This is a genomic window from Pleomorphomonas sp. PLEO (assembly GCF_041320595.1).
In the GTDB taxonomy this organism is placed as follows: domain Bacteria; phylum Pseudomonadota; class Alphaproteobacteria; order Rhizobiales; family Pleomorphomonadaceae; genus Pleomorphomonas.
The window spans coordinates 4,093,340-4,115,060 of record NZ_CP166625.1 but is presented as its reverse complement, the minus strand read 5'-3'; the positions used below and the strand labels follow the sequence as shown (position 1 = coordinate 4,115,060).

At 61.3% G+C, this 21,721-nt stretch carries 17 protein-coding genes and 1 tRNA gene; 16 read left to right on the top strand and 2 right to left on the bottom strand.

All coding sequences use genetic code 11. The features are described from left to right. Positions 1-105: 105 nt before the first annotated feature. The 3 genes from AB6N07_RS19090 to AB6N07_RS19080 all read left to right on the top strand — a co-directional run bounded on the left by AB6N07_RS19090 (position 106) and on the right by AB6N07_RS19080 (position 3,263). Entirely contained in the window at positions 106-981 is an 876-nt protein-coding gene (locus AB6N07_RS19090) for a LysR family transcriptional regulator (protein WP_370674640.1), read from the top strand. A gap of 154 nt (positions 982-1,135) precedes the next feature. Then, positions 1,136-1,294, top strand: coding sequence for a DUF3563 domain-containing protein (locus AB6N07_RS19085; RefSeq protein ID WP_370674639.1), 159 nt, complete (start codon positions 1,136-1,138; stop codon positions 1,292-1,294). 274 nt (positions 1,295-1,568) lie between these two features. Next, positions 1,569-3,263, top strand: a complete 1,695-nt coding sequence (locus AB6N07_RS19080) for a diguanylate cyclase (RefSeq protein WP_370674638.1) — start codon at positions 1,569-1,571, stop codon at positions 3,261-3,263. A 63-nt stretch (positions 3,264-3,326) separates the two neighbouring features. Here the strand turns inward: AB6N07_RS19080 and zwf are convergent, their stop codons facing one another. Together zwf and gnd are read right to left on the bottom strand one after the other, a co-directional pair. Next, a complete protein-coding gene (zwf, locus tag AB6N07_RS19075) occupies positions 3,327-4,724 on the bottom strand; it encodes a glucose-6-phosphate dehydrogenase (RefSeq protein ID WP_370674637.1) in 1,398 nt (465 codons plus the stop codon). A gap of 1 nt (position 4,725) precedes the next feature. Beyond that, entirely contained in the window at positions 4,726-5,718 is a 993-nt protein-coding gene (gnd, locus tag AB6N07_RS19070; protein WP_370674636.1) for a phosphogluconate dehydrogenase (NAD(+)-dependent, decarboxylating), read from the bottom strand. A 251-nt stretch (positions 5,719-5,969) separates the two neighbouring features. Between gnd and AB6N07_RS19065 the strand changes: the two genes are divergently transcribed. From AB6N07_RS19065 to rpsG, 13 genes are all read left to right on the top strand, one after another. Further along, positions 5,970-6,101: a hypothetical protein gene (locus AB6N07_RS19065; RefSeq protein WP_370674635.1), complete on the top strand. Its 132-nt coding sequence runs from the start codon at positions 5,970-5,972 to the stop codon at positions 6,099-6,101. A gap of 317 nt (positions 6,102-6,418) precedes the next feature. After that, positions 6,419-7,609, top strand: coding sequence for an elongation factor Tu (tuf, locus tag AB6N07_RS19060; RefSeq protein WP_370674626.1), 1,191 nt, complete (start codon positions 6,419-6,421; stop codon positions 7,607-7,609). Positions 7,610-7,817: 208 nt separating this feature from the next. Further along, a tRNA-Trp gene (locus tag AB6N07_RS19055) sits at positions 7,818-7,893 on the top strand. Between the two features lie 101 nt (positions 7,894-7,994). Beyond that, complete coding sequence (secE, locus tag AB6N07_RS19050) at positions 7,995-8,192, top strand: preprotein translocase subunit SecE (protein ID WP_026789304.1); 198 nt, start codon at positions 7,995-7,997, stop codon at positions 8,190-8,192. Positions 8,193-8,219: 27 nt separating this feature from the next. Further along, complete coding sequence (gene nusG / locus AB6N07_RS19045; protein WP_370674634.1) at positions 8,220-8,750, top strand: transcription termination/antitermination protein NusG; 531 nt, start codon at positions 8,220-8,222, stop codon at positions 8,748-8,750. Positions 8,751-8,918: 168 nt separating this feature from the next. Next, positions 8,919-9,347 (top strand): 50S ribosomal protein L11, encoded by a 429-nt coding sequence (gene rplK / locus AB6N07_RS19040; RefSeq protein ID WP_370674633.1) that lies wholly within the window; start codon positions 8,919-8,921, stop codon positions 9,345-9,347. A gap of 5 nt (positions 9,348-9,352) precedes the next feature. Beyond that, the gene (gene rplA / locus AB6N07_RS19035) at positions 9,353-10,060 is read left to right on the top strand and encodes a 50S ribosomal protein L1 (RefSeq protein ID WP_370674632.1); all 708 of its coding nucleotides are present in this window, start codon (positions 9,353-9,355) and stop codon (positions 10,058-10,060) included. 422 nt (positions 10,061-10,482) lie between these two features. Continuing rightward, entirely contained in the window at positions 10,483-11,001 is a 519-nt protein-coding gene (gene rplJ, locus AB6N07_RS19030) for a 50S ribosomal protein L10 (RefSeq protein ID WP_370674631.1), read from the top strand. 57 nt (positions 11,002-11,058) lie between these two features. Further along, positions 11,059-11,436 (top strand): 50S ribosomal protein L7/L12, encoded by a 378-nt coding sequence (gene rplL / locus AB6N07_RS19025; RefSeq protein WP_370674630.1) that lies wholly within the window; start codon positions 11,059-11,061, stop codon positions 11,434-11,436. Positions 11,437-11,650: 214 nt separating this feature from the next. Next, complete coding sequence (gene rpoB / locus AB6N07_RS19020) at positions 11,651-15,787, top strand: DNA-directed RNA polymerase subunit beta (protein WP_370674629.1); 4,137 nt, start codon at positions 11,651-11,653, stop codon at positions 15,785-15,787. A gap of 167 nt (positions 15,788-15,954) precedes the next feature. Beyond that, a complete protein-coding gene (rpoC, locus tag AB6N07_RS19015; protein ID WP_370674628.1) occupies positions 15,955-20,160 on the top strand; it encodes a DNA-directed RNA polymerase subunit beta' in 4,206 nt (1,401 codons plus the stop codon). 643 nt (positions 20,161-20,803) lie between these two features. Beyond that, positions 20,804-21,175, top strand: a complete 372-nt coding sequence (gene rpsL / locus AB6N07_RS19010) for a 30S ribosomal protein S12 (RefSeq protein WP_026782429.1) — start codon at positions 20,804-20,806, stop codon at positions 21,173-21,175. Positions 21,176-21,243: 68 nt separating this feature from the next. Continuing rightward, entirely contained in the window at positions 21,244-21,714 is a 471-nt protein-coding gene (gene rpsG, locus AB6N07_RS19005) for a 30S ribosomal protein S7 (RefSeq protein WP_284540120.1), read from the top strand. Positions 21,715-21,721: the final 7 nt, after the last annotated feature.

Genomic DNA, 21,721 nt, shown 5'->3' with positions numbered 1-21,721 from the left:
GACATGCTCCCTTGCGAGAGCGGTTGAGCGCACCCTAGAGCCAGCCTTGCTATCCCTACAAAGACTTGATAGGCCTGTTTGCCATGCTTGAAAGGTATATCCGCAATGGAACTGAGGCACCTTCGCTATTTCGTGGCGGTGGCCGACGAGGGCAGCGTCAGCGGTGCTGCCAGGACGCGTCTTCACACCGCTCAGCCCTCGCTCAGCCGTCAACTCAAGGATCTGGAAAGGGAATTGGGCGTCGAGCTGTTCGATCGGCGGGTGAGGGGCGTGGTGCTTACTCGGCCCGGCCGGCTGTTTCTCGGTCATGTTCGGCAGGTGCTGAAGCAGCTCGATGACGCAATCGACGTTGTGCGCAACGCTCCGATGACGATCCGCGTCGGTATTATTCCTGGGCTGGAGACCTTCGTGCTGCCCGAGTTTCGGCGGCTCGCACGCGAGATCGCCGGGGAGGTCGACATCGAGGTAACCAGCGCCCCGTCCACGGCTCTCATCCAGTATCTGAAGGACGGCAATCTGGATCTCGCTTTTGCCCGTCCTTCCGTGACTGACCTCGACTTGCATTTCGAGCCGATAGATCGCCACCGCATCAGCGTGTTTCTTCAGGCCGGCCATCCACTGGCGCTCCGACCCGAGCTGACCTTTTCGGATCTGGTGGGGCACACCTATGTTGCCGTCAACCAACGCGTTGCGCCATTTCTACGCGGCGAGATCGATACTTGGGGTCAGCAACGTGGTCTTGCCCTATCCCCGACCCATGTCGCCGGAGACATCGCTTCCACCTTTTCGCTGATCATGGCCACCGACGGTTTCTCGCTGATGCCCGATTATGCCGAACGTCTGATGCCGGCGACCCTGACAATGCGGCCGCTCGTCGACGGTCCGGCGCCGCTGATGTTGGCGATCGCCTATCGACCCTTGCTCTTGTCACCGGTGCAATCGCTCGTCTCCACGGTTGCGAGCTCTTGGCAGCGCGCTTGAAGTGCCTCGGCTAAGGATGCTTTCCATAGAGAATCTAAAAATGGTCTTCAGAAGTTGCGATTAGGTCGCGGGAGCTCTCGAAGCTATATTGAGGGCATAGAAAGAAACGAGAGAAAGAGGCCGGAAACCTCCGGTCAGGAAAGGAAGAAAACAAATGTTCGCCACCCTCAAGCGTGCTGCCAAGGCCCTCCGCGTTCCCACCGCCGAAGAAGTTGAGCTGGCCTACATCTACGAAGCCGGCGATCGTTACGACCTCGAAGCGCGCGAGCGCAATCTCAGCCGCCGCAACTTCAACCGGACCCTCGGTTTATGAGGATTGTGGCTGCTGGGCCGCTATCGAATTGAAACGACGTCGAGCGCTCGATAACCAGCCGGTTCGGGCGCTTTGTCGTTTCTGAGTTTACCCGTAATAAGCAGTGACGCGGCCGAGGTGACACGTAGTCGTGACAAGGACCTCAAGTTGTCCAGGCGGGATCGTTGTCTTGACCTTATGGAATTTTTAGAAATTCTCACCTAAATTAGTCATAGTTAGATTTAGTAGACTGTGTATTGAACAGCCTGCCGATCGGCGATGGCGAGGTCTGGTTATGGACGAGCGTAGTGGAGCTTCGGCGGAAGAGGGCGATTTGAGTTCCGCGTGTTCCACACCAGAGTGCAGCGGCATGTTGCTTCACTGCCCAACCAAAAACGAAACCCGCTGCATTGTCTTCGACACATTATTCGGAACGAACGCCGCCCCCATCCTGCTGATCGATCCTGAGGCCGATGGGGCGGTCGTCGATGCCAATAAAAAAGCTTTGGAGTTCTATGGCTACAGCCGCGAGGCGTTTCGCAAACTCCATGTTTGGGACATCAATACGCTGGGCCGTTCGGTTCTGCCTGTTCTGCGTGAGATCTCGTCCTGGGCGGGTGGGCACTATCCGCAACGCTTTCGCCATCGGCTGGCCGATGGAACAATTCGCGACGTGCAGGTCTACGCCGGCCCGGTTCAATTGATCGACCGCAAATTGCTGCTGTGCGTGGTTCAGGACATTACCGCCGTGATCGAGGCGGAGCAGTTCAACCGCTTGCTGCTTGAAAGCGTCAATGTCGGCGTCTGTGGCATAGACAATGCCGGCGCTTTCACCTTCGTAAACCCTGAGGCGGTCAGAGCTTTCGGTCTTCTCCATGAGAGTGAGGTCATCAAGCTCGGCATTCATCGGTTCCTTGGCGGGACGGATGAGGGGATCGACAGCGATGCACAGCGGATAGTTCAAGCGGCGACAACCGAGCCGAGCGCTCAAGGGGCCGAGTGCTTGATGCGTCGAGCGGATGGCACCCCGTTTCCTGTGCGGCTTCTCGCCAGCCCGATCCGTGTCGGCGATAAAGTGCAGGGCGCCGTTCTGAGCTTCACTGATTTGACCAAGCAACGCGAGCGGGAAGATCAGGTCGCAGACTTGATCAATTCAATTCCCGGCATCGTCTTCCAGGCAGTGATGACCCCGAACGGACATTTCAGCCCCACTTATTTCAACGCCGAGGCCAGTGGTTTTCTTGGGATTTCCCAGGACGCTGATCTGACCTCCCCAGAGGTCTTGTCATCTTTCTTGCCCCGTTCCGGCTGGTTCGGCCTGCTACGCAGCCTCAAGAGATCGGCGCGGGGGCTTCACCCGTGGGAACGCGAGTTTCAAATAAGGGGTAGGGACGGCGGGAAATGGCTGCTTGGCCGCGCCAAGACGCGCCTTCAACCCAACGGCGAGGTTGGGTTCATGGGCGTGCTTCTCGACATCACCGATCGTAAGCATCTGGAGGCTCGTCTGGAGGAAGCCGCGCTTACGGATTCCCTGACTGGACTCAAGAATCGCCGTTACTTCGAGCAGACCTTGCAAAGTTCGGCCGTGCAACATTCTGATTATGGCCGGCCATATTCGCTGATGGTGATCGATATCGATCACTTCAAACAGCTGAATGACCGTTATGGCCATGGCGTCGGCGATGACATGCTCTGCCACGTTGCCGACATCTTAAGGCTCCGGTCGCGAGGGACCGATTGTGTTGCGCGATGGGGGGGCGAGGAATTCGCGGTGTTGCTGCCGGAAACGGAGTTGGGCTTGGCCTCAACTGTGGCGAACGATATTCGCTCTCTGGTGGCTGAGGCCGCCTTTTCAGCGGATGGTCTGTCCATAAGCGTTGGTGTTGGCGAAGTGGTTACCGGTGAGGACGCTGACGCATTCTTCCGTCGCGTCGATGCCGCGCTTTATCGCGCCAAGGCGAACGGCCGTAATCGGGTCGAGCTAGCCTGAAGCAGTCCTCGCGATCCAGCATTGCGAGCGCCCGACAGCTCCAGGCCGTCGGGCGCTGCGTGATCAGCCCTTTGGATCGACCCATCCACCGACCGGCTCGAACCCGGCCATGGCCTCTCGCGGTCCCCAAGTCCCCGGCTTATAGAAAGCCGGCGCGCTCGGGGCTTCAAGGACGGGCTCGACGATCTGCCAGGCAAGTTCCGCCATATCTTCGCGGGTGAAGAGCTGGCGCCGGCCGTTCATGGCATCGCCGATCAAGCGCTCATAGGGCAGCATGTTGTCCATGCCGTCGCTGAAGGCGGTCAGTTCCACCGGTTCACCGACCATATTGCCGCCATTGGCCTTGCGCCGGGCGCCGATGCCGATCGATACCTCGGGGCCAAGGCGAAAGCGTATGTAGTTGGCTTCGCCCGGCCGGATCGGATCAAACACTTCGAGCGGCGGCCGCTTGAAGCGGACCACTACCTCGGTGGCGCGTACCGGCAGGTTTTTGCCGGCGCGGATATAGAACGGCACGCCTTGCCAACGCCAGGTATCGACAAACAGGCGCACCGCTACGAAGGTCTCGACGCGCGAGTTGGCGGCGACGCCGGATTCGCTTCGGTAGCCCTCGAACTGGCCCCGGACGACATCGCGCTCCTCGAGCGGGCGGATGGCCTTCAGCACCTGCACCTTTTCGTCGATCAGATCGTCCGACAGGGCATTGACCGGAGGCTCCGTGGCGAGCAGCAGCAGGATGTTGACGAGGTGGTTCTGCACCACGTCGCGCAACGCTCCGACTTCCTCGTAAAAGCGACCGCGACCCTCGACACCGAAATTCTCGGCCATGGTGATCTGGACGCTGTCGATGTAGTTGCGGTTCCACAGCGGCTCAAGGAAGGAGTTGGCGAAGCGGAAGTACAGAAGGTTCTGGATCGCTTCCTTACCGAGATAGTGATCGATGCGGAACAGGTCGTCTTCCTTGAAGACGGTGTGCAGAACGCGGTTGAGGTCTTGTGCCGATTGCAAATCGCGGCCGAATGGCTTTTCCACCATCAACCTGGCACCGGCCGACAGATTGGCTTGCTTGAGGCCGGCGGTCACCGAGGCGAACATTGATGGCGGAATGGCGAGGTAGTGAAGAACGCGCCGCCGATCGGACAGAACTTCGCCAAGCCGGGTAAAAGTCGTCGGGTCTTGATAGTCGCCGGGGACGAAGCGCACGAGACTGGCAAACTTGGCGAAGGTGGGCTCGTCGATCGAGCCACAGCTTGAGGCGATACTGTCGCGAGCGCGCTCCAGCAGCTTTTCAACGCTCCACCCTTCGCGGGCCACGCCGACGATCGGTTCGTTGAGGTTACCGCGCCGCACCATTTGGTACAGCGAGGGGAAAATCATCTTGCGGGCGAGGTCGCCGGTGGCCCCGAAGATGACAAGAGCGTCCGACCGTCCGTTACGGGCTTCCTTGATGGCTCTGGGCATGTCAGTGGCTCTCCTTCTTCTCGATGTGGCCACCGAAGGCCTGGCGCATTGCCGAAAGCACCTTGTTGGCGAATTCGTCATTGCCGCGCGACGTAAACCGACTGAACAGCGCCGAGGACAAAACCGGCACCGGTACGCTGGTGTCGATGGCCGCCTTGAGCGTCCAGCGTCCCTCGCCGGAGTCGGCGACATTGCCCTGATAGGACGAAAGATCGGGGTCGGCGGAGAGCGCCGAAGCGGTCAGATCGAGCAACCACGAACTGATGACGCTAGCGTGTCGCCACACCTCGGTGACGGCGGCCACGTCGAAGTCGTAGCGGTAGTATTGCGGCTCCTCGAGCGGACTGGTCTCCGCGTCGGCCTTCCGTGCCACTGCGCCGGCATTGGCCGATTTCAGGATGTTGAGACCTTCCGCGTAGGCGGCCATCATGCCGTATTCGATGCCATTGTGGATCATCTTGACGAAGTGCCCAGCGCCAGCCGGACCGCAATGAAGATAACCACGTTCGGCCGTGCCGAACGACGGGTCGCCGCCGGGGGCAAGCGTCGCGAACACTGGATCGAGCCGGGCGACGGCGCCGGCATCCCCGCCGATCATCAGGCAGTAGCCGCGCTCCTTGCCCCATACGCCGCCGGATGTGCCGACATCGAGAAAGTGAATTCCCGCCGTGGCGAGTTCGCCGGCAAGGTCGACGGCGTTACGATAGTTGGAGTTGCCACCATCGATGAGGATGTCATCAGGCGAAAGGTGCGTCGAAAGATCGCGGACCGTGCTTTCCGTGACGGCGGCGGGCAGCATCAGCCAGATGGCGCGCGGCGGTTTCAGGTGGGCTATCAGGTCTTCGACCGAGGAGGCGGCCACGGCGCCTTGGGTTTCGATAGCGGCAACGTTGTCTCGATTGAGGTCATAGGCCACGACTTCATGGCCGCCCGCCATGAGACGCAGTGCCATGTTGTAACCCATCCGGCCCAGTCCCATCATTCCGATCTGCATTTGTCACTCTCCAAGAAGCCCTCGCGGACTTCGGGTGTCTGGAGCTCGGGCCCAGAGAGGCGCTGGGGCGAGCCAATTATCTGGAGGTAGAGTTGTTTGGAGGGGTCTCAAATGGTTTCCGCGAGGCCGACGAATAATTGCATCAGCCATCGGACGCCCTTCCTTGAACTGCCAGTATGTTGCGTTCAGATAAGTATATTACCTAGATCACGAGTAAATGGCCAATGCGATCACGTTCGAAGGAGATTCCGGTGAACGCGGATTATAGCCATTTCGCCCGTATCTCGGAGTCCGGCCTGGGGACGATCGGCCTAGAAGGCGACCAGGGCGGCCGCGCCCATGGTGACGCAGTCGATGAAGTCGTCACGATTATCCATCTGTAGCGCGAATCCCCCTGCTTGCCTCCAACGCCCATCGATCATCCGTATTTTCCCCCAGAGAGGGGTAAGTCTGTCCGGCGAGGCCATCAAGCAGCGGCGACTGGTGCGCGGCTTGTTTTAGCTGTGTGGCGACCTTGAATTTTCAGGGAAAGCGGTCCATATGGCTCAGCCTCGGCGCTTATTGCTCTTTGCGGGAAGGGCGGCGCTAATCAGGGCTTGAACCTTACGTTAAAAGGCACTATTCGAGCCGCCGACCGGCCGCCCCGGTTCGGGGGCAGCGCACGAAAAGGCCCCACAAACCTTTCGAGAGAGACGAAGCGATGGCCAAGGAAAAGTTTTCGCGGACGAAGCCGCACTGCAACATCGGCACGATCGGTCACGTTGACCACGGCAAGACGTCGCTGACCGCGGCGATCACGAAGGTTCTTGCCGAGACGGGCGGCGCGACGTTCAAGGCCTATGATCAGATCGACGCGGCTCCTGAAGAGAAGGCGCGTGGCATCACGATCAACACGGCTCACGTCGAGTACGAGACGAAGAACCGTCACTATGCGCACGTGGATTGCCCAGGCCACGCCGACTATGTGAAGAACATGATCACCGGCGCGGCTCAGATGGACGGCGCGATCCTGGTGGTTTCGGCCGCCGACGGCCCGATGCCCCAGACCCGCGAGCACATCCTGCTGGCCCGTCAGGTCGGCGTTCCGGCGATCGTCGTCTACTTGAACAAGTGCGACATGGTCGACGATCCCGAGCTGCTTGAGCTGGTGGAGATGGAAGTGCGCGAGCTTCTTTCGTCCTACGACTTCCCCGGCGACGACATTCCGATCGTCAAGGGTTCGGCGCTGGTTGCCCTCGAGGGCGGCGATCCGGTCCTCGGTCATGACTCGATCCTCGAGCTGATGACCCAGGTCGATGCCTACATTCCGCAGCCGGACCGTCCGATCGACCAGCCGTTCCTGATGCCGATCGAAGACGTGTTCTCGATCTCCGGTCGTGGCACCGTGGTGACCGGCCGTGTCGAGCGCGGCATCGTCAAGGTTGGCGAGGAAGTCGAGATCGTCGGCATCCGTCCGACCACCAAGACGACGGTGACCGGCGTTGAAATGTTCCGCAAGCTGCTCGATCAGGGCCAGGCTGGCGACAACATCGGCGCTTTGCTGCGCGGCACCAAGCGTGAAGACGTCGAGCGCGGTCAGATCCTGTGCAAGCCGGCTTCTGTGAACCCGCACACCAAGTTCAAGGCGGAAGCCTACATCCTGACCAAGGAAGAGGGTGGCCGTCACACGCCGTTCTTCACCAACTATCGCCCGCAGTTCTACTTCCGCACGACCGACGTGACGGGTGTGGTGACGCTGGACGAAGGTGTCGAGATGGTGATGCCGGGCGACAACGTGACGATGAACGTCCAGCTGATCGTTCCGATCGCCATGGAAGAGAAGCTCCGCTTCGCCATTCGTGAAGGCGGTCGTACCGTCGGCGCAGGCGTCGTCGCTTCCATCGTCGAGTAATAATCAAGTTCCGGCGGCGACAGCCGCCGGAATATCCCGGATTTGCAGGTTGATTCACAGCCAAGCCATTCGAGAGAAAAAGAAATTGCCGTGCGGGGCTTGCTCCGCCGGCAAGAATCGGTAAGAAGGGCGCACCGCGCTTTTGGTGCTTGATCCCGAAGCCGGTTCGGCTATAAGCGAACGGATTGGCATCCGCGAGCGGAAGTCTAGGGGTATAGCTCAGTTGGTAGAGCGGCGGTCTCCAAAACCGCAGGTCGTAGGTTCGAGCCCTACTGCCCCTGCCATTTCCCTCTTGCACGGACCTGCCGAACGCTATAGATAACGGTTCCTATCTCGTGGCGCGCGGAACAGCCGTTCCGCGCGCCCGACCGTCATGAGTGGATGTATGGCCAAGACTAGCCCCCTTGAGTTTCTGCAGCAGGTTCGGACCGAGGCCGGCAAGGTCACTTGGCCGACCCGTCGCGAAACTGCGATCACGACAACCATGGTCTTCATCATGGCCATCCTCGCGGCGATCTTCTTCCTGGTTGCCGATATGATCATGAACTGGGGTGTCGGGTTGCTGCTCGGCCTCAGCGGCTGATAAACAACCGCCGAGCGGAGCTACGACATGTCAAAACGCTGGTACATCGTGCACGCCTACTCGAATTTCGAGAAGAAGGTGGCCGACTCCATCAAGGAGCAGGCGCAACAGCGCGGTCTCGCGCACCTCTTCGAGCAGGTTCTTGTGCCGACTGAGAGCATCACCGAGGTGCGTCGCGGTCGCAAGGTGTCGGCCGAACGCAAGTTCTTTCCAGGCTACGTCCTGGTGCGCATGGATATGACCGATGAGGCCTACCACCTTATCAAGAATACGCCGAAGGTGACGGGCTTCCTGGGATCCGACAACAAGCCGGTTCCCATTCCCGACCGTGAGGCCGAGCGCATCATAAATCAGGTCGAAGTTGGCGTCGAACGGCCCAAGCCGTCCGTCAGTTTCGAGATCGGCGAGCAGGTCAAAGTGTCCGATGGCCCGTTCGCTTCCTTCTCCGGCCTCGTGGAAGAGGTCGACGAAGAGCGTAGCCGTCTCAAGGTAGCGGTTTCGATCTTTGGTCGCGCCACGCCGGTCGAGCTGGAATACGGTCAGGTCGAAAAGGTCTGACGCAAGTTTGCGGTGCCGGTTACCCGGTGCCGCGTCCGTCATCCGGCGTGCCGGATGGCACCCACCCCGTGGGAGAGGGGCCCCGGCCATCGCCGCCGGGACAAGGTCCTCCGACCACGAACCTGAAGGCGAACCGGTGTTGCCGGATGCGCTGACGAGGAGAAGAAAATGGCGAAGAAAATCACCGGCTACCTGAAGCTTCAGGTGGCGGCCGGTTCGGCGACCCCGTCGCCCCCGATCGGCCCCGCGCTCGGTCAGCGCGGCCTGAATATCATGGAATTCTGCAAGGCGTTCAACGCGCAGACGCAGGGTATGGAAAAGGGTATGCCGATCCCGGTGCTCTTTACCATCTATGCCGACCGCTCGTTCACCTTCAAGCTTCGCACGCCGCCGATCTCCTACTTCCTGAAGAAGGCGTCTGGTGTCGACAAGGGCTCGAAGACGCCTGGTACCGGCTCTGCTGGCTCCGTCACCAAGGCTCAGGTGCGTGAAATCGCCGAGAAGAAGCTCGTCGACATGAACGCCACCTCCATCGACGCCGCCATGCTCATGGTTGAGGGCTCTGCCCGCTCCATGGGCTTCAAGATTGCGGAGTGACCGATATGGCCAAGCTTCCCAAGCGCGTCGCCGCTAGCCGTGAAGGCATCGATCGCAAGAAGTTCTACCCGCTGACCGAGGCCCTCGGCCTGATCAAGGAACGCGCCACGGCGAAGTTCGACGAAACCGTCGAAGTCGCCATCAATCTTGGCGTCGATCCTCGCCATGCCGACCAGATGGTCCGTGGCGTTGTTCAGCTGCCGCATGGCACCGGCAAGACCGTTCGCGTCGCCGTGTTCGCCCGTGGCCTCAAGGCCGACGAAGCGACCGCCGCTGGCGCCGACATCGTCGGTGCCGAGGATCTGGTCGAGTCCATCCAGAAGGGCGAGATCAACTTCGATCGCTGCATCGCCACTCCGGATATGATGCCGCTGGTCGGCCGTCTCGGTAAGGTGCTTGGCCCGCGCGGCCTGATGCCGAACCCGAAGGTTGGCACCGTGACGCAGGATGTCGCCGCCGCCGTCAAGGCGACCAAGGGCGGCGCGGTCGAGTTCCGTGTTGAGAAGGCGGGTATCGTCCATGCCGGCGTCGGCAAGGCGTCGTTCACCGCCGATGCGCTGCTCGACAACATTCGCGCCATCATCGATGCCGTCCAGAAGGCTCGGCCGGCGGGTGCCAAGGGCACCTACCTGCAGCGCCTGTCGGTCTCCTCGACCATGGGCCCCGGCGTGAAGGTCGAAATCGGTTCTCTGAGCGCCGCGTCGGCGTCCTGATGAGAATTTCCGGTCCATATTGGACCGGCTGCCCTGAAAAGGGCCAACAAGCTTCTCGCCGGCTTCGGCCGGCGAGATCGGTAGCCTCCCGAAGGGCTTGCCCCAAGGGAAGCTTCCGACCCTGTCCGAGATTGCGGGTGTCCGGCATCTGCCGCGACCTAAGCCAACGGACCGATCCCAGTCTCTGGGTGACGTCGGGGCCAGCATGAGACGGGAGTTAGATCCGTATGCATCCGAAGGGCGGTTCGCCGCTCTTCCCGTGACAAGTACCGGTTCGAACTCTTCCCTCCAGCCACGCCGGTTTTCCGGAACGGGTTGGCGGACAGGCCGCGAGCGCCACGCACGAGCCCTCGCGGGCGCAAGCGTGGCAACAGCAACCTGACGACGGGGCGGAAGCCTTGTCGTTCATCTGGAGACAGGCCGTGGATAGAGCGGAAAAGCGGGAACTGATTGACGCACTCAGCGCCTCGTTCAAGGGCGCTGGCGTCATCGTCGTATCCCACTACCAAGGCCTTACCGTCGCTGACCTGCAGGCGTATCGCGCCCGCATGAGGGACGCGGGCGGCAAGGTCAAGGTCGCCAAGAACCGCCTCGCCAAGCTTGCTCTTCAAGGCACCGACGCCGAGCACATCACTGACCTGTTCACAGGTCCGACCGTCATCGCCTATTCGGCGGATCCGGTCGCGGCGTCCAAGGTCACCGTCGAGTACGCCAAGATCAACGACAAGCTCGTTGTTCTGGGCGGCGCTCTCGGCAAGACCAACCTCGATGCCAACGGCGTCAAGGCTCTCGCGAGCCTGCCGTCGCTGGACGAACTGCGCGCCAAGCTGCTGGGTATGATCAATACCCCGGCGACTCGCATCGCAGGCGTCCTGCAGGCACCCGCGGGCCAGCTGGCCCGCGTGTTCGGGGCTTATGCCAAGAAGGACGAAGCGGCGTGAGGCCGTTCGACCTGAAACACAAATCTGGTTCGAACCGTTACTAAAGGAAGAAGTGAAATGGCTGATCTTGCCAAGCTGGTCGATGAACTGTCGGCCCTGACCGTCCTCGAAGCCGCCGAGCTGTCCAAGCTCCTCGAAGAGAAGTGGGGCGTTTCCGCCGCTGCTCCGGTCGCCGTCGCCGCTGCTGGCGCTGCTGCCGCTCCGGCCGCCGTCGAGGAAGAGAAGACTGAATTCGACGTCATCCTGGTCGATGCCGGCGACAAGAAGATCAACGTGATCAAGGAAGTCCGCGCCATCACCGGTCTCGGCCTCAAGGAAGCCAAGGACCTGGTCGAAGGCGCCCCGAAGGCTGTCAAGGAAGCCGCGTCCAAGGACGAGGCCGCCAAGATCAAGAAGCAGCTTGAAGAAGCTGGCGCCAAGGTCGAAGTCAAGTAATCGACCTGGTAATTTTGACGGTGGGCGGCTCGACAAAATCGGGCCGCCCAACGGTTGTTTTTGAGACGGCCTTTTTTTGGCCCGAATCTGACCGAATTGGCTAAAGACTTGGCCAGTTGGTCGACGGTCGGTTTGTCCCGAGCCCTTCGGCGGCGTCTAGTACGTTGCGTATCAAAGGGTTCCGGTCTGCCGATCACGGTGTACGAGGGAAGCAATGGCGCAAACGTTCAACGGCCGCAGGCGTGTCCGCAAGTTCTTCGGAGACATCCGGGAAGTTGCCGAGATGCCGAACCTGATCGAGGTCCAGAAGGCGTCCTACGACCAGTTCCTCATGGTGGAGGAGCCCAAGGGTGGACGTCCTGAGGAGGGCCTCCAGGCCGTTTTCAAGTCTGTTTTCCCGATTTCCGACTTTGCCGGTACGGCTTTTCTCGAATTCGTTCGCTACGAGTTCGAGGCGCCCAAGTATGACGTCGACGAGTGCCGCCAGCGCGGCATGACCTTTGCCGCGCCGCTGAAGGTGACACTGCGCCTCATCGTGTTCGATGTCGATGAGGATACCGGCGCCAAGTCCGTCAAGGACATCAAGGAGCAGGACGTCTACATGGGCGATATGCCGCTCATGACCGACAACGGCACCTTTATCGTCAACGGTACCGAGCGCGTCATCGTTTCGCAGATGCACCGTTCGCCGGGCGTGTTCTTCGACCACGACAAGGGCAAGAGCCACTCGTCGGGCAAGCTGTTGTTCGCCGCTCGCATCATCCCGTATCGTGGCTCCTGGCTGGACATCGAGTTCGACGCCAAGGACATCGTTTATGCGCGTATCGACCGTCGCCGCAAGATTCCGGTGACGAGCCTGATGTTCGCCCTCGGCCTCGATGGCGAGGAGATTCTCGAAACCTTCTACAACAAGATCATCTACGAGCGCGCCAAGGATGGCTGGCGCATGCCTTATGATGCCAACCGCATGAAGGGCATGAAGGCGGTCGCTGACCTGATCGACGCCGATACCGGCGAAGTGGTGGTCGGTGCCGGTCGTAAGCTGACCGCTCGCGCTGCTCGTCAGCTCGCCGATAAGGGCCTCAAGGCCCTGAAGGTGACCGACGAGGAAATCGAGGGTCTCTACATCGCCGAAGACGTGGTCAACCTGCAGTCAGGTGAGATCTACGCCGAAGCCGGCGACGAGATCTCCGCGAAGATGCTGGCGCAGCTCACCGAACTCGGTGTCGACGAGCTGCCGCTGCTCGACATCGACCACGTCAACACCGGCGCCTATATCCGCAGCACGCTGGCCGTCGACAAGAACGAGACGCGCGAAGGCGCGTTGTTCGACATCTATCGCGTCATGCGTCCTGGCGAGCCGCCGACCATCGACACCGCCGAGGCGATGTTCAAGTCGCTGTTCTTCGACGCCGAGCGCTACGACCTCAGCGCCGTCGGCCGCGTCAAGATGAACATGCGCCTGGACCTGCAGTGCCCGGATACCGTTCGTATCCTGCGCAAGGAAGACATCCTCGCCGTCATCAAGACGCTGGTGGAACTGCGCGACGGCAAGGGCGAGATCGACGATATCGACAACCTTGGCAACCGCCGCGTCCGTTCGGTCGGCGAGCTGATGGAAAATCAGTATCGCGTCGGCCTGCTGCGCATGGAGCGCGCCATCAAGGAGCGCATGAGCTCGGTCGATATCGACACGGTCATGCCGCAGGACCTGATCAACGCCAAGCCGGCCGCCGCTGCCGTGCGCGAGTTCTTCGGTTCCTCGCAGCTCAGCCAGTTCATGGACCAGACCAACCCGCTGTCCGAGATCACCCACAAGCGCCGCCTGTCGGCCCTTGGGCCGGGCGGTTTGACCCGCGAGCGCGCTGGCTTCGAAGTCCGCGACGTTCACACGACGCACTATGGCCGTATCTGCCCGATTGAAACGCCGGAAGGCCCGAATATCGGTCTGATCAACTCGCTGGCCACCTTTGCTCGTGTCAACAAGTACGGCTTCATTGAAAGCCCCTACCGTATCGTCGAGGAAGACCGGGTGACCGATAAGGTCGTCTATCTCTCGGCAATGGAAGAGAGCAAGTACACGGTCGCCCAGGCCAACGCCGAGCTCGACGATGAGGGGCACTTCGTCAACGACCTCGTCATCTCGCGCCACGCCGGTGAGACGGCGCAGGTGTCGAAGGAACGCGTCGATCTGATGGACGTGTCGCCTAAGCAGGTTGTGTCCGTCGCCGCGGCGCTGATCCCGTTCCTTGAGAACGACGACGCCAACCGCGCGCTGATGGGCTCGAACATGCAGCGTCAGGCCGTGCCGCTGGTCCGCGCCGAGGCGCCGTTCGTCGGCACCGGCATGGAGCCGGTCGTTGCTCGCGATTCCGGTGCCGCGATCGCCGCCAAGCGCGGTGGCGTCATCGACCAGGTTGACGCGACCCGTATCGTCATCCGCGCCACCGAGGACCTCGATCCGTCGAAGTCCGGCGTCGACATCTATCGCTTGATGAAGTTCCAGCGCTCCAACCAGTCGACCTGTATCAACCAGCGTCCGCTGGTGCGTGTCGGCGACGTGGTGGCCAAGGGTGACATCATTGCCGATGGTCCCTCGACCGACCTCGGCGATCTCGCCCTCGGCCGGAACGTGCTGGTCGCGTTCATGCCGTGGAACGGCTACAACTACGAGGACTCGATCCTTCTCTCCGAGAAGATCGTCGCCGAAGACGTGTTCACCTCGATTCACATCGAGGAGTTCGAGGTGATGGCCCGCGATACCAAGCTGGGCCCTGAAGAAATCACCCGCGACATTCCGAACGTGTCGGAAGAAGCGCTCAAGAACCTCGACGAAGCCGGTATCGTCTACATCGGTGCCGAAGTGCAGGCTGGCGACATCCTGGTCGGCAAGATTACGCCGAAGGGCGAAAGCCCGATGACGCCGGAAGAGAAGCTTCTGCGCGCCATCTTCGGTGAAAAGGCGTCGGACGTTCGCGATACCTCGCTGCGCGTTCCGCCGGGCGTCACCGGTACCATCGTCGAAGTGCGCGTCTTCAACCGCCACGGCGTCGAGAAGGACGAGCGCGCCATGGCGATCGAGCGCGAGGAGATCGAGCGTCTCGCCAAGGACCGCGACGACGAGCAGGCCATCCTCGACCGTAACGTCTACGGTCGTCTGATGGACATGCTGATCGGCAAGATGGGCGTCGGCGGCCCCAAGGGCTTCAAGAAGGACACCCTTCTGGATCAGGAGAAGCTCGAGGAGTTCCCGCGTTCGCAGTGGTGGCAGTTCGCCCTTGAAAGCGAGCAGGCCATGGGCGAGATCGAGGCCCTGCGCAAGCAGTATGACGAGAGCCGCAAGCGGCTCGAGCAGCGCTTCATCGACAAGGTGGAGAAGCTGCAGCGCGGCGACGAACTGCCGCCGGGCGTCATGAAGATGGTCAAGATCTTCGTCGCCGTGAAGCGCAAGATCCAGCCGGGCGACAAGATGGCCGGCCGCCATGGCAACAAGGGCGTCGTCTCGCGTATCGTGCCGGTCGAGGATATGCCGTTCCTGGAGGATGGCACCCACGTCGACATCGTGCTGAACCCGCTCGGCGTGCCTTCGCGCATGAACGTCGGTCAGATCCTCGAGACGCATCTGGGTTGGGCCTGCGCTGGCATGGGCAGGAAGATCGGCGAGATGCTGGAGGCTTACCGGCATGGCCAGGGTATCGAGCCGCTGCGCGATCTGGTGGTCGACACCTATAAGGGATCGACCAAGACCGAAGACATCAGCGCCTATACCGACGATGAGGTTTTGCTCCTGGCCAATCAGGTGAAGAAGGGCATTTCGATCGCCACGCCGGTGTTCGATGGTGCCCGCGAGCCGGACATCAATGAGTTGCTGGCCAAGGCCGGGTTGCACACCTCCGGTCAGTCGGTCCTCTACGATGGCCGTACCGGCGAGACGTTCGACCGCAAGGTCACCGTGGGCTACATCTATATGTTGAAGCTCCACCACCTCGTGGACGACAAGATCCACGCCCGTTCGATCGGCCCCTACAGCCTCGTGACCCAGCAGCCGCTGGGCGGCAAGGCCCAGTTCGGCGGCCAGCGCTTCGGCGAAATGGAGGTGTGGGCGCTCGAGGCTTACGGTGCGGCTTATACGCTGCAGGAGATGTTGACGGTGAAGTCGGACGACGTGGCCGGCCGCACCAAGGTCTACGAAGCGATCGTCCGCGGCGACGAGGCCTTCGAGTCCGGCATCCCCGAGAGCTTCAACGTGCTGGTCAAGGAGATGCGTTCGCTCGGCCTCAACGTCGAACTGATCAACTCCAAGGAACACGCTGTTATCACAGACGAACGGCCCCAGGACGCGGCGGAGTGATCCGGCGCACCTAACGACGGAAATGCCTTGAGCTGTCGGCGCCGAAAGCGCCGGCAGTTCGGCGTGTCCGGCAACCGGCGCCAGCGGCGCCCCAGACATTTTTCATGCGGCCCCCGCCGGCGAGGCGGACTGACGGCGGTCGGGCAGCATCACAGGAGAACGAGCCGATGAACCAAGAGGTCATGAACCTTTTCAACGCACAGGCTCCCGTGCAGGTCTTCGACCAGATCAAGATCTCCCTCGCTTCCCCCGAGAAGATCCTGTCCTGGTCCTATGGCGAGATCAAGAAGCCCGAGACCATCAACTATCGGACTTTCAAGCCCGAGCGTGATGGCCTTTTCTGCGCCCGCATCTTCGGGCCGATCAAGGACTACGAGTGCTTGTGCGGTAAGTACAAGCGCATGAAGTACAAGGGTGTCATCTGCGAGAAGTGCGGCGTCGAAGTCACGCTGTCGCGCGTCCGCCGCGAGCGCATGGGCCACATCGAGCTTGCCGCGCCCGTCGCCCACATCTGGTTCCTGAAGTCGCTGCCGAGCCGCATTGGTTTGCTGCTCGACATGCCGCTCAAGGATCTTGAGCGCATTCTCTATTTCGAAAATTACGTCGTCACCGAACCCGGTCTGACGCCTCTCAAGCAGCATCAGCTCCTCACGGAAGAGGACTATATGCGCGCTCAGGAGGAGTATGGCGAAGACACCTTCACCGCTCTGATCGGCGCCGAGGCCATTCGCGAGCTGCTGCAGTCGCTTGACCTCGCCAAGCTTGCCGAGAAGCTGCGCCAGGAGATCGCCGAGTCGACCTCCGAGCTCAAGCCCAAAAAGCTCGCCAAGCGCGTCAACATCATCGAGGCCTTCATCGAGTCGGGCAACAAGCCCGAGTGGATGGTGATGAGCGTCATCCCGGTCATCCCGCCGGACCTGCGTCCGCTGGTGCCGCTGGACGGCGGTCGCTTTGCGACGTCCGACCTCAACGACCTCTATCGCCGCGTCATCAACCGCAACAACCGCCTGAAGCGCCTCATCGAGCTGCGCGCGCCGGACATCATCATCCGCAACGAAAAGCGCATGTTGCAGGAGTCGGTCGACGCGCTGTTCGATAACGGCCGTCGTGGCCGCGTCATCACCGGCGCCAATAAGCGTCCGCTGAAGTCGCTCTCCGACATGCTGAAGGGCAAGCAGGGCCGTTTCCGTCAGAACCTGCTCGGCAAGCGCGTCGACTACTCCGGCCGTTCGGTCATCGTGGTCGGCCCCGAGATGAAGCTGCATCAGTGCGGCTTGCCGAAGAAGATGGCGCTCGAGCTGTTCAAGCCGTTCATCTACTCGCGTCTCGACGCCAAGGGCTTCTCCTCAACGGTGAAGCAGGCCAAGAAGCTGGTTGAGAAGGAGCGTCCGGAAGTTTGGGATATCCTCGACGAGGTGATCCGCGAGCATCCGGTGATGCTGAACCGCGCCCCGACGCTGCATCGTCTCGGCATCCAGGCCTTCGAGCCGATCCTGATCGAAGGCAAGGCGATCCAGCTGCATCCGCTGGTCTGCTCGGCCTTCAACGCCGACTTCGACGGCGACCAGATGGCCGTGCACGTGCCGCTGAGCCTCGAGGCTCAGCTCGAGGCCCGCGTGCTGATGATGTCGACCAACAACATCCTGCATCCGGCCAACGGTGCGCCGATCATCGTTCCCTCGCAGGACATCGTGCTGGGTCTTTACTACCTGTCGATCATGAACGACGGCGAGCCGGGCGAGGGCATGGCCTTTGCCGACTTCGGTGAGCTGCAGCATGCGCTCGACACGGAAGCCGTGACGCTGCACTCCAAGGTGCGCGGCCGCTTCAAGTCGATCGACAAGGACGGCAACCCGGTCTCCAAGATCTTTGAGACCACGCCCGGCCGCATGATGATCGGCCAGCTGCTGCCCAAGCACCACAACGTGCCGTACGATCTCTGCAACGAGCTGATGACCAAGAAGAAGATCTCGGGCATGATCGACGCCGTCTACCGCCATTGCGGTCAGAAGGAGTCGGTGATCTTCTGCGACAAAATCATGGCCCTTGGCTTCAAGGAGGCCTGCAACGCCGGTATCTCCTTCGGCAAGGACGACATGGTCATCCCCGAGACCAAGGCACACCTCGTCGGCGAGACTCTGTCGCTGGTCAACGACTACGAGCAGCAGTACTCCGACGGCCTGATCACTCAGGGCGAGAAGTACAACAAGGTGGTCGACGCCTGGGCCAAGTGCACCGACAAGGTCGCTGAGGAGATGATGAAGCGCATCTCCTCCGTGCAGAAGGACGAAAACGGCCGTACCAAGCCGATGAACTCCATCTACATGATGAGCCATTCGGGCGCCCGTGGTTCGCCGGCCCAGATGAAGCAGCTCGCCGGCATGCGTGGCCTGATGGCCAAGCCGTCGGGTGAGATCATCGAAACGCCGATCATCTCGAACTTCAAGGAAGGCCTGTCCGTGATGGAGTACTTCAACTCCACCCACGGTGCCCGTAAGGGTCTGGCCGATACGGCGCTCAAGACCGCCAACTCGGGCTACCTCACGCGTCGTCTCGTCGACGTGGCGCAGGACTGCATCATCACCGAGACCGATTGCGGCGCCGAGGACCAGGGCCTCAAGATGCAGGCGATCGTCGACGCCGGCCAAGTCGTGGCCACGCTCGGCGCACGTATCCTTGGCCGCACCGCCGCCGAGGACATCACCGTCGCCGCCACCGGCGAAGTGGTGGTTCCGAAGGGCAAGCTGATCGAGGAGCGCGACGTCGAGCGTATTGAGAAGTCGGGCATCCAGTCGGTGAAGATCCGCTCGGTGCTGACCTGCTCCACCAAGGTTGGCGTCTGCGCCAAGTGCTACGGTCGTGACCTGGCGCGCGGTACACCCGTCAACATGGGTGAAGCCGTCGGTGTCATCGCCGCTCAGTCGATCGGCGAGCCGGGCACCCAGCTCACCATGCGTACCTTCCACATCGGTGGCACGGCGCAGGTGGTGGACTCTTCGTTCATCGAGTCGTCCATCGAAGGCACGATCAAGATCCGCAACCGCAACGTCGTGCGCGACAGTGAGGGCAAGCTCATCGCCATGGGCCGTAACCTCGCCGTGGTGCTGGTCGACGAGGCCGGCAACGAGCGTTCGACCCATCGCGTGGTCTACGGCTCGCGCCTGCACGTCGATGATGGCGACAAGATCAAGCGCGGCCAGCGTCTTGCCGAGTGGGACCCCTACACCCGCCCGGTGCTGACCGATGTCGACGGCTTCGTTGGCTCCGAGGACTTGGTCGAAGGCGCCTCGGTGTCGGAGACCACCGACGAGGCGACCGGTATCACCAAGCGTGTGGTCATTGACTGGCGCGGCTCGGCCCGTACGTCGGACCTCAAGCCGGCGCTGATCGTCAAGGACGCCAACGGCAAGATCGGCAAGCCGCAGAAGGGCGGCGATGCGCGCTATTTGCTCAGCCCCGACGCGATCCTGTCGGTCGAGCCTGGCTCGAAGGTGCATGCCGGCGACGTGCTCGCCCGTATCCCGCTGGAGAGTGCCAAGACGCGCGACATCACCGGCGGTCTGCCGCGTGTTGCCGAGCTGTTCGAGGCTCGTCGTCCGAAGGATCACGCCATCATCGCCGAGATCGATGGCACGATCCGCTTCGGCCGCGACTACAAGAACAAGCGCCGCGTGCTCATCGAGCCGCACGACGCCAGTCTTGAGCCGCGCGAGTACCTGATCCCCAAGACCAAGAACTTCCATCTTCAGGAAGGCGACGTGGTCGAAAAGGGCGATTACATCGTCGACGGCAATCCGGCGCCGCACGACATCCTGGCGATCAAGGGCGTGGAGGCACTGGCTGCCTATCTCGTCAACGAGATCCAGGAAGTCTACCGGTTGCAGGGCGTGGTGATCAACGACAAGCACATCGAGGTGATCGTTCGCCAGATGCTGCAGAAGGTCGAGGTCACCGAGGGCGGCGACACCGACCTGATGGGCGGCGACCAGGTGGACGCTATCGAGTTCGAGCAGATCAACGAGAAGTTCGTGTCCGAAGGCAAGAGCCCGGCCATCGCCCACCCGATCCTGCTCGGCATCACCAAGGCCAGTCTGCAGACGCGCTCCTTCATCTCGGCGGCGTCCTTCCAGGAGACCACCCGCGTCCTCACCGAGGCGGCGGTCAACGGCAAGGTCGATACGCTCGAGGGGCTCAAGGAGAACGTCATCGTCGGTCGCCTGATCCCGGCTGGTACCGGTGCGTTGATGAGCCGTATCCGCCAGGTGGCGATGCGTCGCGACGAGCTGATCCTTGAGGAGCGCCGCAAGGATGCTCTCGGCGAGGGCGTCGAGGTGAGCGTCGGCGAAGTCGATCGGATCGGCACCGAAGTCTGACGAACCGAATCTATGATTTGAATGGCGCGGCGTTCCGAAAGGGGCGCCGCGCTTTTCTTTGGAGCGGCCCTGAAGATTCGCCTCAAGGGATTCGCTTGCCAAATAGAGCCTCGACGCCGGTAGGATTCGGGAGGAGGAGTCGTTGATCCGCCTCGTCATACGGTCCAAAAGGGCAGGGTGGATTGCATTTGTTGCGCCGAACTGTCATGGAATTTCCGCTTCATGCGCGCATTCCTCCGCGGTGTCCGCAGAAGGCCGAGGTTTCCGCCTTTTTTGCGTGGCCGACTTGACGGTTGGGGATTGTTTGAGTAGTGTCCGCGCCACTTGAAGAGTTGGTCTGTAACGGCTGATCGATCACTGGTCCTTAAACCTTTGATCAAGCGCCGTTAAACGCTACTCGCTCCACTGGTGGTGAAAGCTGTTGTACGCACGAACGGTGCCGTTTGGCATTGTTCCTCTGCTTTCCGCCGCGCCGGACGTGAGATTTCACGTTATCGGCGCGCTTCGTTTTGTGCGGGCGGTGAGCGGAGAGTTGCGAATTTGGTCAGGGAGCTGACCTGTTGCCTTGGTTTTGGCGACGGTTGGTTCTGAAGGAAGTGTAGTTCCGGTTTTAAGCTCCGGACGTTTGGATTGAAGGTGAAGGATGCCGACGATCAATCAGTTGATCCGTAACCCGCGCGTGGCGCCGGTTTACCGCGAGAAGGCCCGCCATCTTGAGGCCTGCCCTCAGAAGCGCGGTGTCTGCACACGCGTCTATACAACGACCCCGAAGAAGCCGAACTCGGCTCTGCGTAAGGTCGCCAAGGTTCGTCTGACCAACGGCTACGAGGTCATCGGTTACATTCCTGGTGAAGGTCATAACCTTCAGGAGCACTCCGTCGTCATGATCCGTGGCGGCCGCGTCAAGGATCTTCCCGGCGTGCGCTATCACATTCTGCGCGGCGTGCTCGACACGCAGGGCGTCAAGAATCGCAAGCAGCGCCGCTCCAAGTACGGCGCTAAGCGTCCGAAGTGATCCCTGGCCGGATCTGCGCGTGAAGCCGGATCCGGTCGGTCTTATTTTGCTATACCCGGAGACGAAGTATGTCCCGTCGTCACAGTGCAGAGAAGCGCGAGATCAATCCCGATCCGAAGTTCGGTGATATCGTCGTTTCCAAGTTCATGAATTCGATCATGCAGGACGGCAAGAAGTCCGTTGCTGAAGCGATCGTCTATGGCGCCTTCGATAGCATCGAAACCCGCACCCGCCAGAGCCCGGTCCAGACCTTCCATCAGGCGCTTCACAACGTGATGCCGCAGATCGAAGTTCGGTCGCGCCGCGTCGGTGGTGCCACCTATCAGGTTCCCGTCGAGGTCCGCACCGAGCGCCGTCAGGCTCTCGCCATTCGCTGGCTGATCACGGCTGCCCGCGGCCGCAACGAGAAGACGATGGTCGATCGCCTGTCGGGTGAGCTGATGGACGCCGCCAACAACCGCGGTACCGCCGTCAAGAAGCGCGAAGATACGCACCGGATGGCTGAAGCCAACCGCGCCTTCTCGCATTATCGCTGGTAAGCCGGAC

Excerpts from the sequence above, each read along its gene's own strand:
- AB6N07_RS19090 (WP_370674640.1), top strand. The coding sequence starts at position 106 with ATGGAACTGAGGCACCTTCGCTATTTCGTGGCGGTGGCCGACGAGGGC.
- AB6N07_RS19085 (WP_370674639.1), top strand. The coding sequence starts at position 1,136 with ATGTTCGCCACCCTCAAGCGTGCTGCCAAGGCCCTCCGCGTTCCCACC.
- AB6N07_RS19080 (WP_370674638.1), top strand. The coding sequence starts at position 1,569 with ATGGACGAGCGTAGTGGAGCTTCGGCGGAAGAGGGCGATTTGAGTTCC.
- zwf (WP_370674637.1), bottom strand. The coding sequence starts at position 4,724 with ATGCCCAGAGCCATCAAGGAAGCCCGTAACGGACGGTCGGACGCTCTT.
- gnd (WP_370674636.1), bottom strand. The coding sequence starts at position 5,718 with ATGCAGATCGGAATGATGGGACTGGGCCGGATGGGTTACAACATGGCA.
- tuf (WP_370674626.1), top strand. The coding sequence starts at position 6,419 with ATGGCCAAGGAAAAGTTTTCGCGGACGAAGCCGCACTGCAACATCGGC.
- secE (WP_026789304.1), top strand. The coding sequence starts at position 7,995 with ATGGCCAAGACTAGCCCCCTTGAGTTTCTGCAGCAGGTTCGGACCGAG.
- nusG (WP_370674634.1), top strand. The coding sequence starts at position 8,220 with ATGTCAAAACGCTGGTACATCGTGCACGCCTACTCGAATTTCGAGAAG.
- rplK (WP_370674633.1), top strand. The coding sequence starts at position 8,919 with ATGGCGAAGAAAATCACCGGCTACCTGAAGCTTCAGGTGGCGGCCGGT.
- rplA (WP_370674632.1), top strand. The coding sequence starts at position 9,353 with ATGGCCAAGCTTCCCAAGCGCGTCGCCGCTAGCCGTGAAGGCATCGAT.
- rplL (WP_370674630.1), top strand. The coding sequence starts at position 11,059 with ATGGCTGATCTTGCCAAGCTGGTCGATGAACTGTCGGCCCTGACCGTC.
- rpoB (WP_370674629.1), top strand. The coding sequence starts at position 11,651 with ATGGCGCAAACGTTCAACGGCCGCAGGCGTGTCCGCAAGTTCTTCGGA.
- rpoC (WP_370674628.1), top strand. The coding sequence starts at position 15,955 with ATGAACCAAGAGGTCATGAACCTTTTCAACGCACAGGCTCCCGTGCAG.
- rpsL (WP_026782429.1), top strand. The coding sequence starts at position 20,804 with ATGCCGACGATCAATCAGTTGATCCGTAACCCGCGCGTGGCGCCGGTT.
- rpsG (WP_284540120.1), top strand. The coding sequence starts at position 21,244 with ATGTCCCGTCGTCACAGTGCAGAGAAGCGCGAGATCAATCCCGATCCG.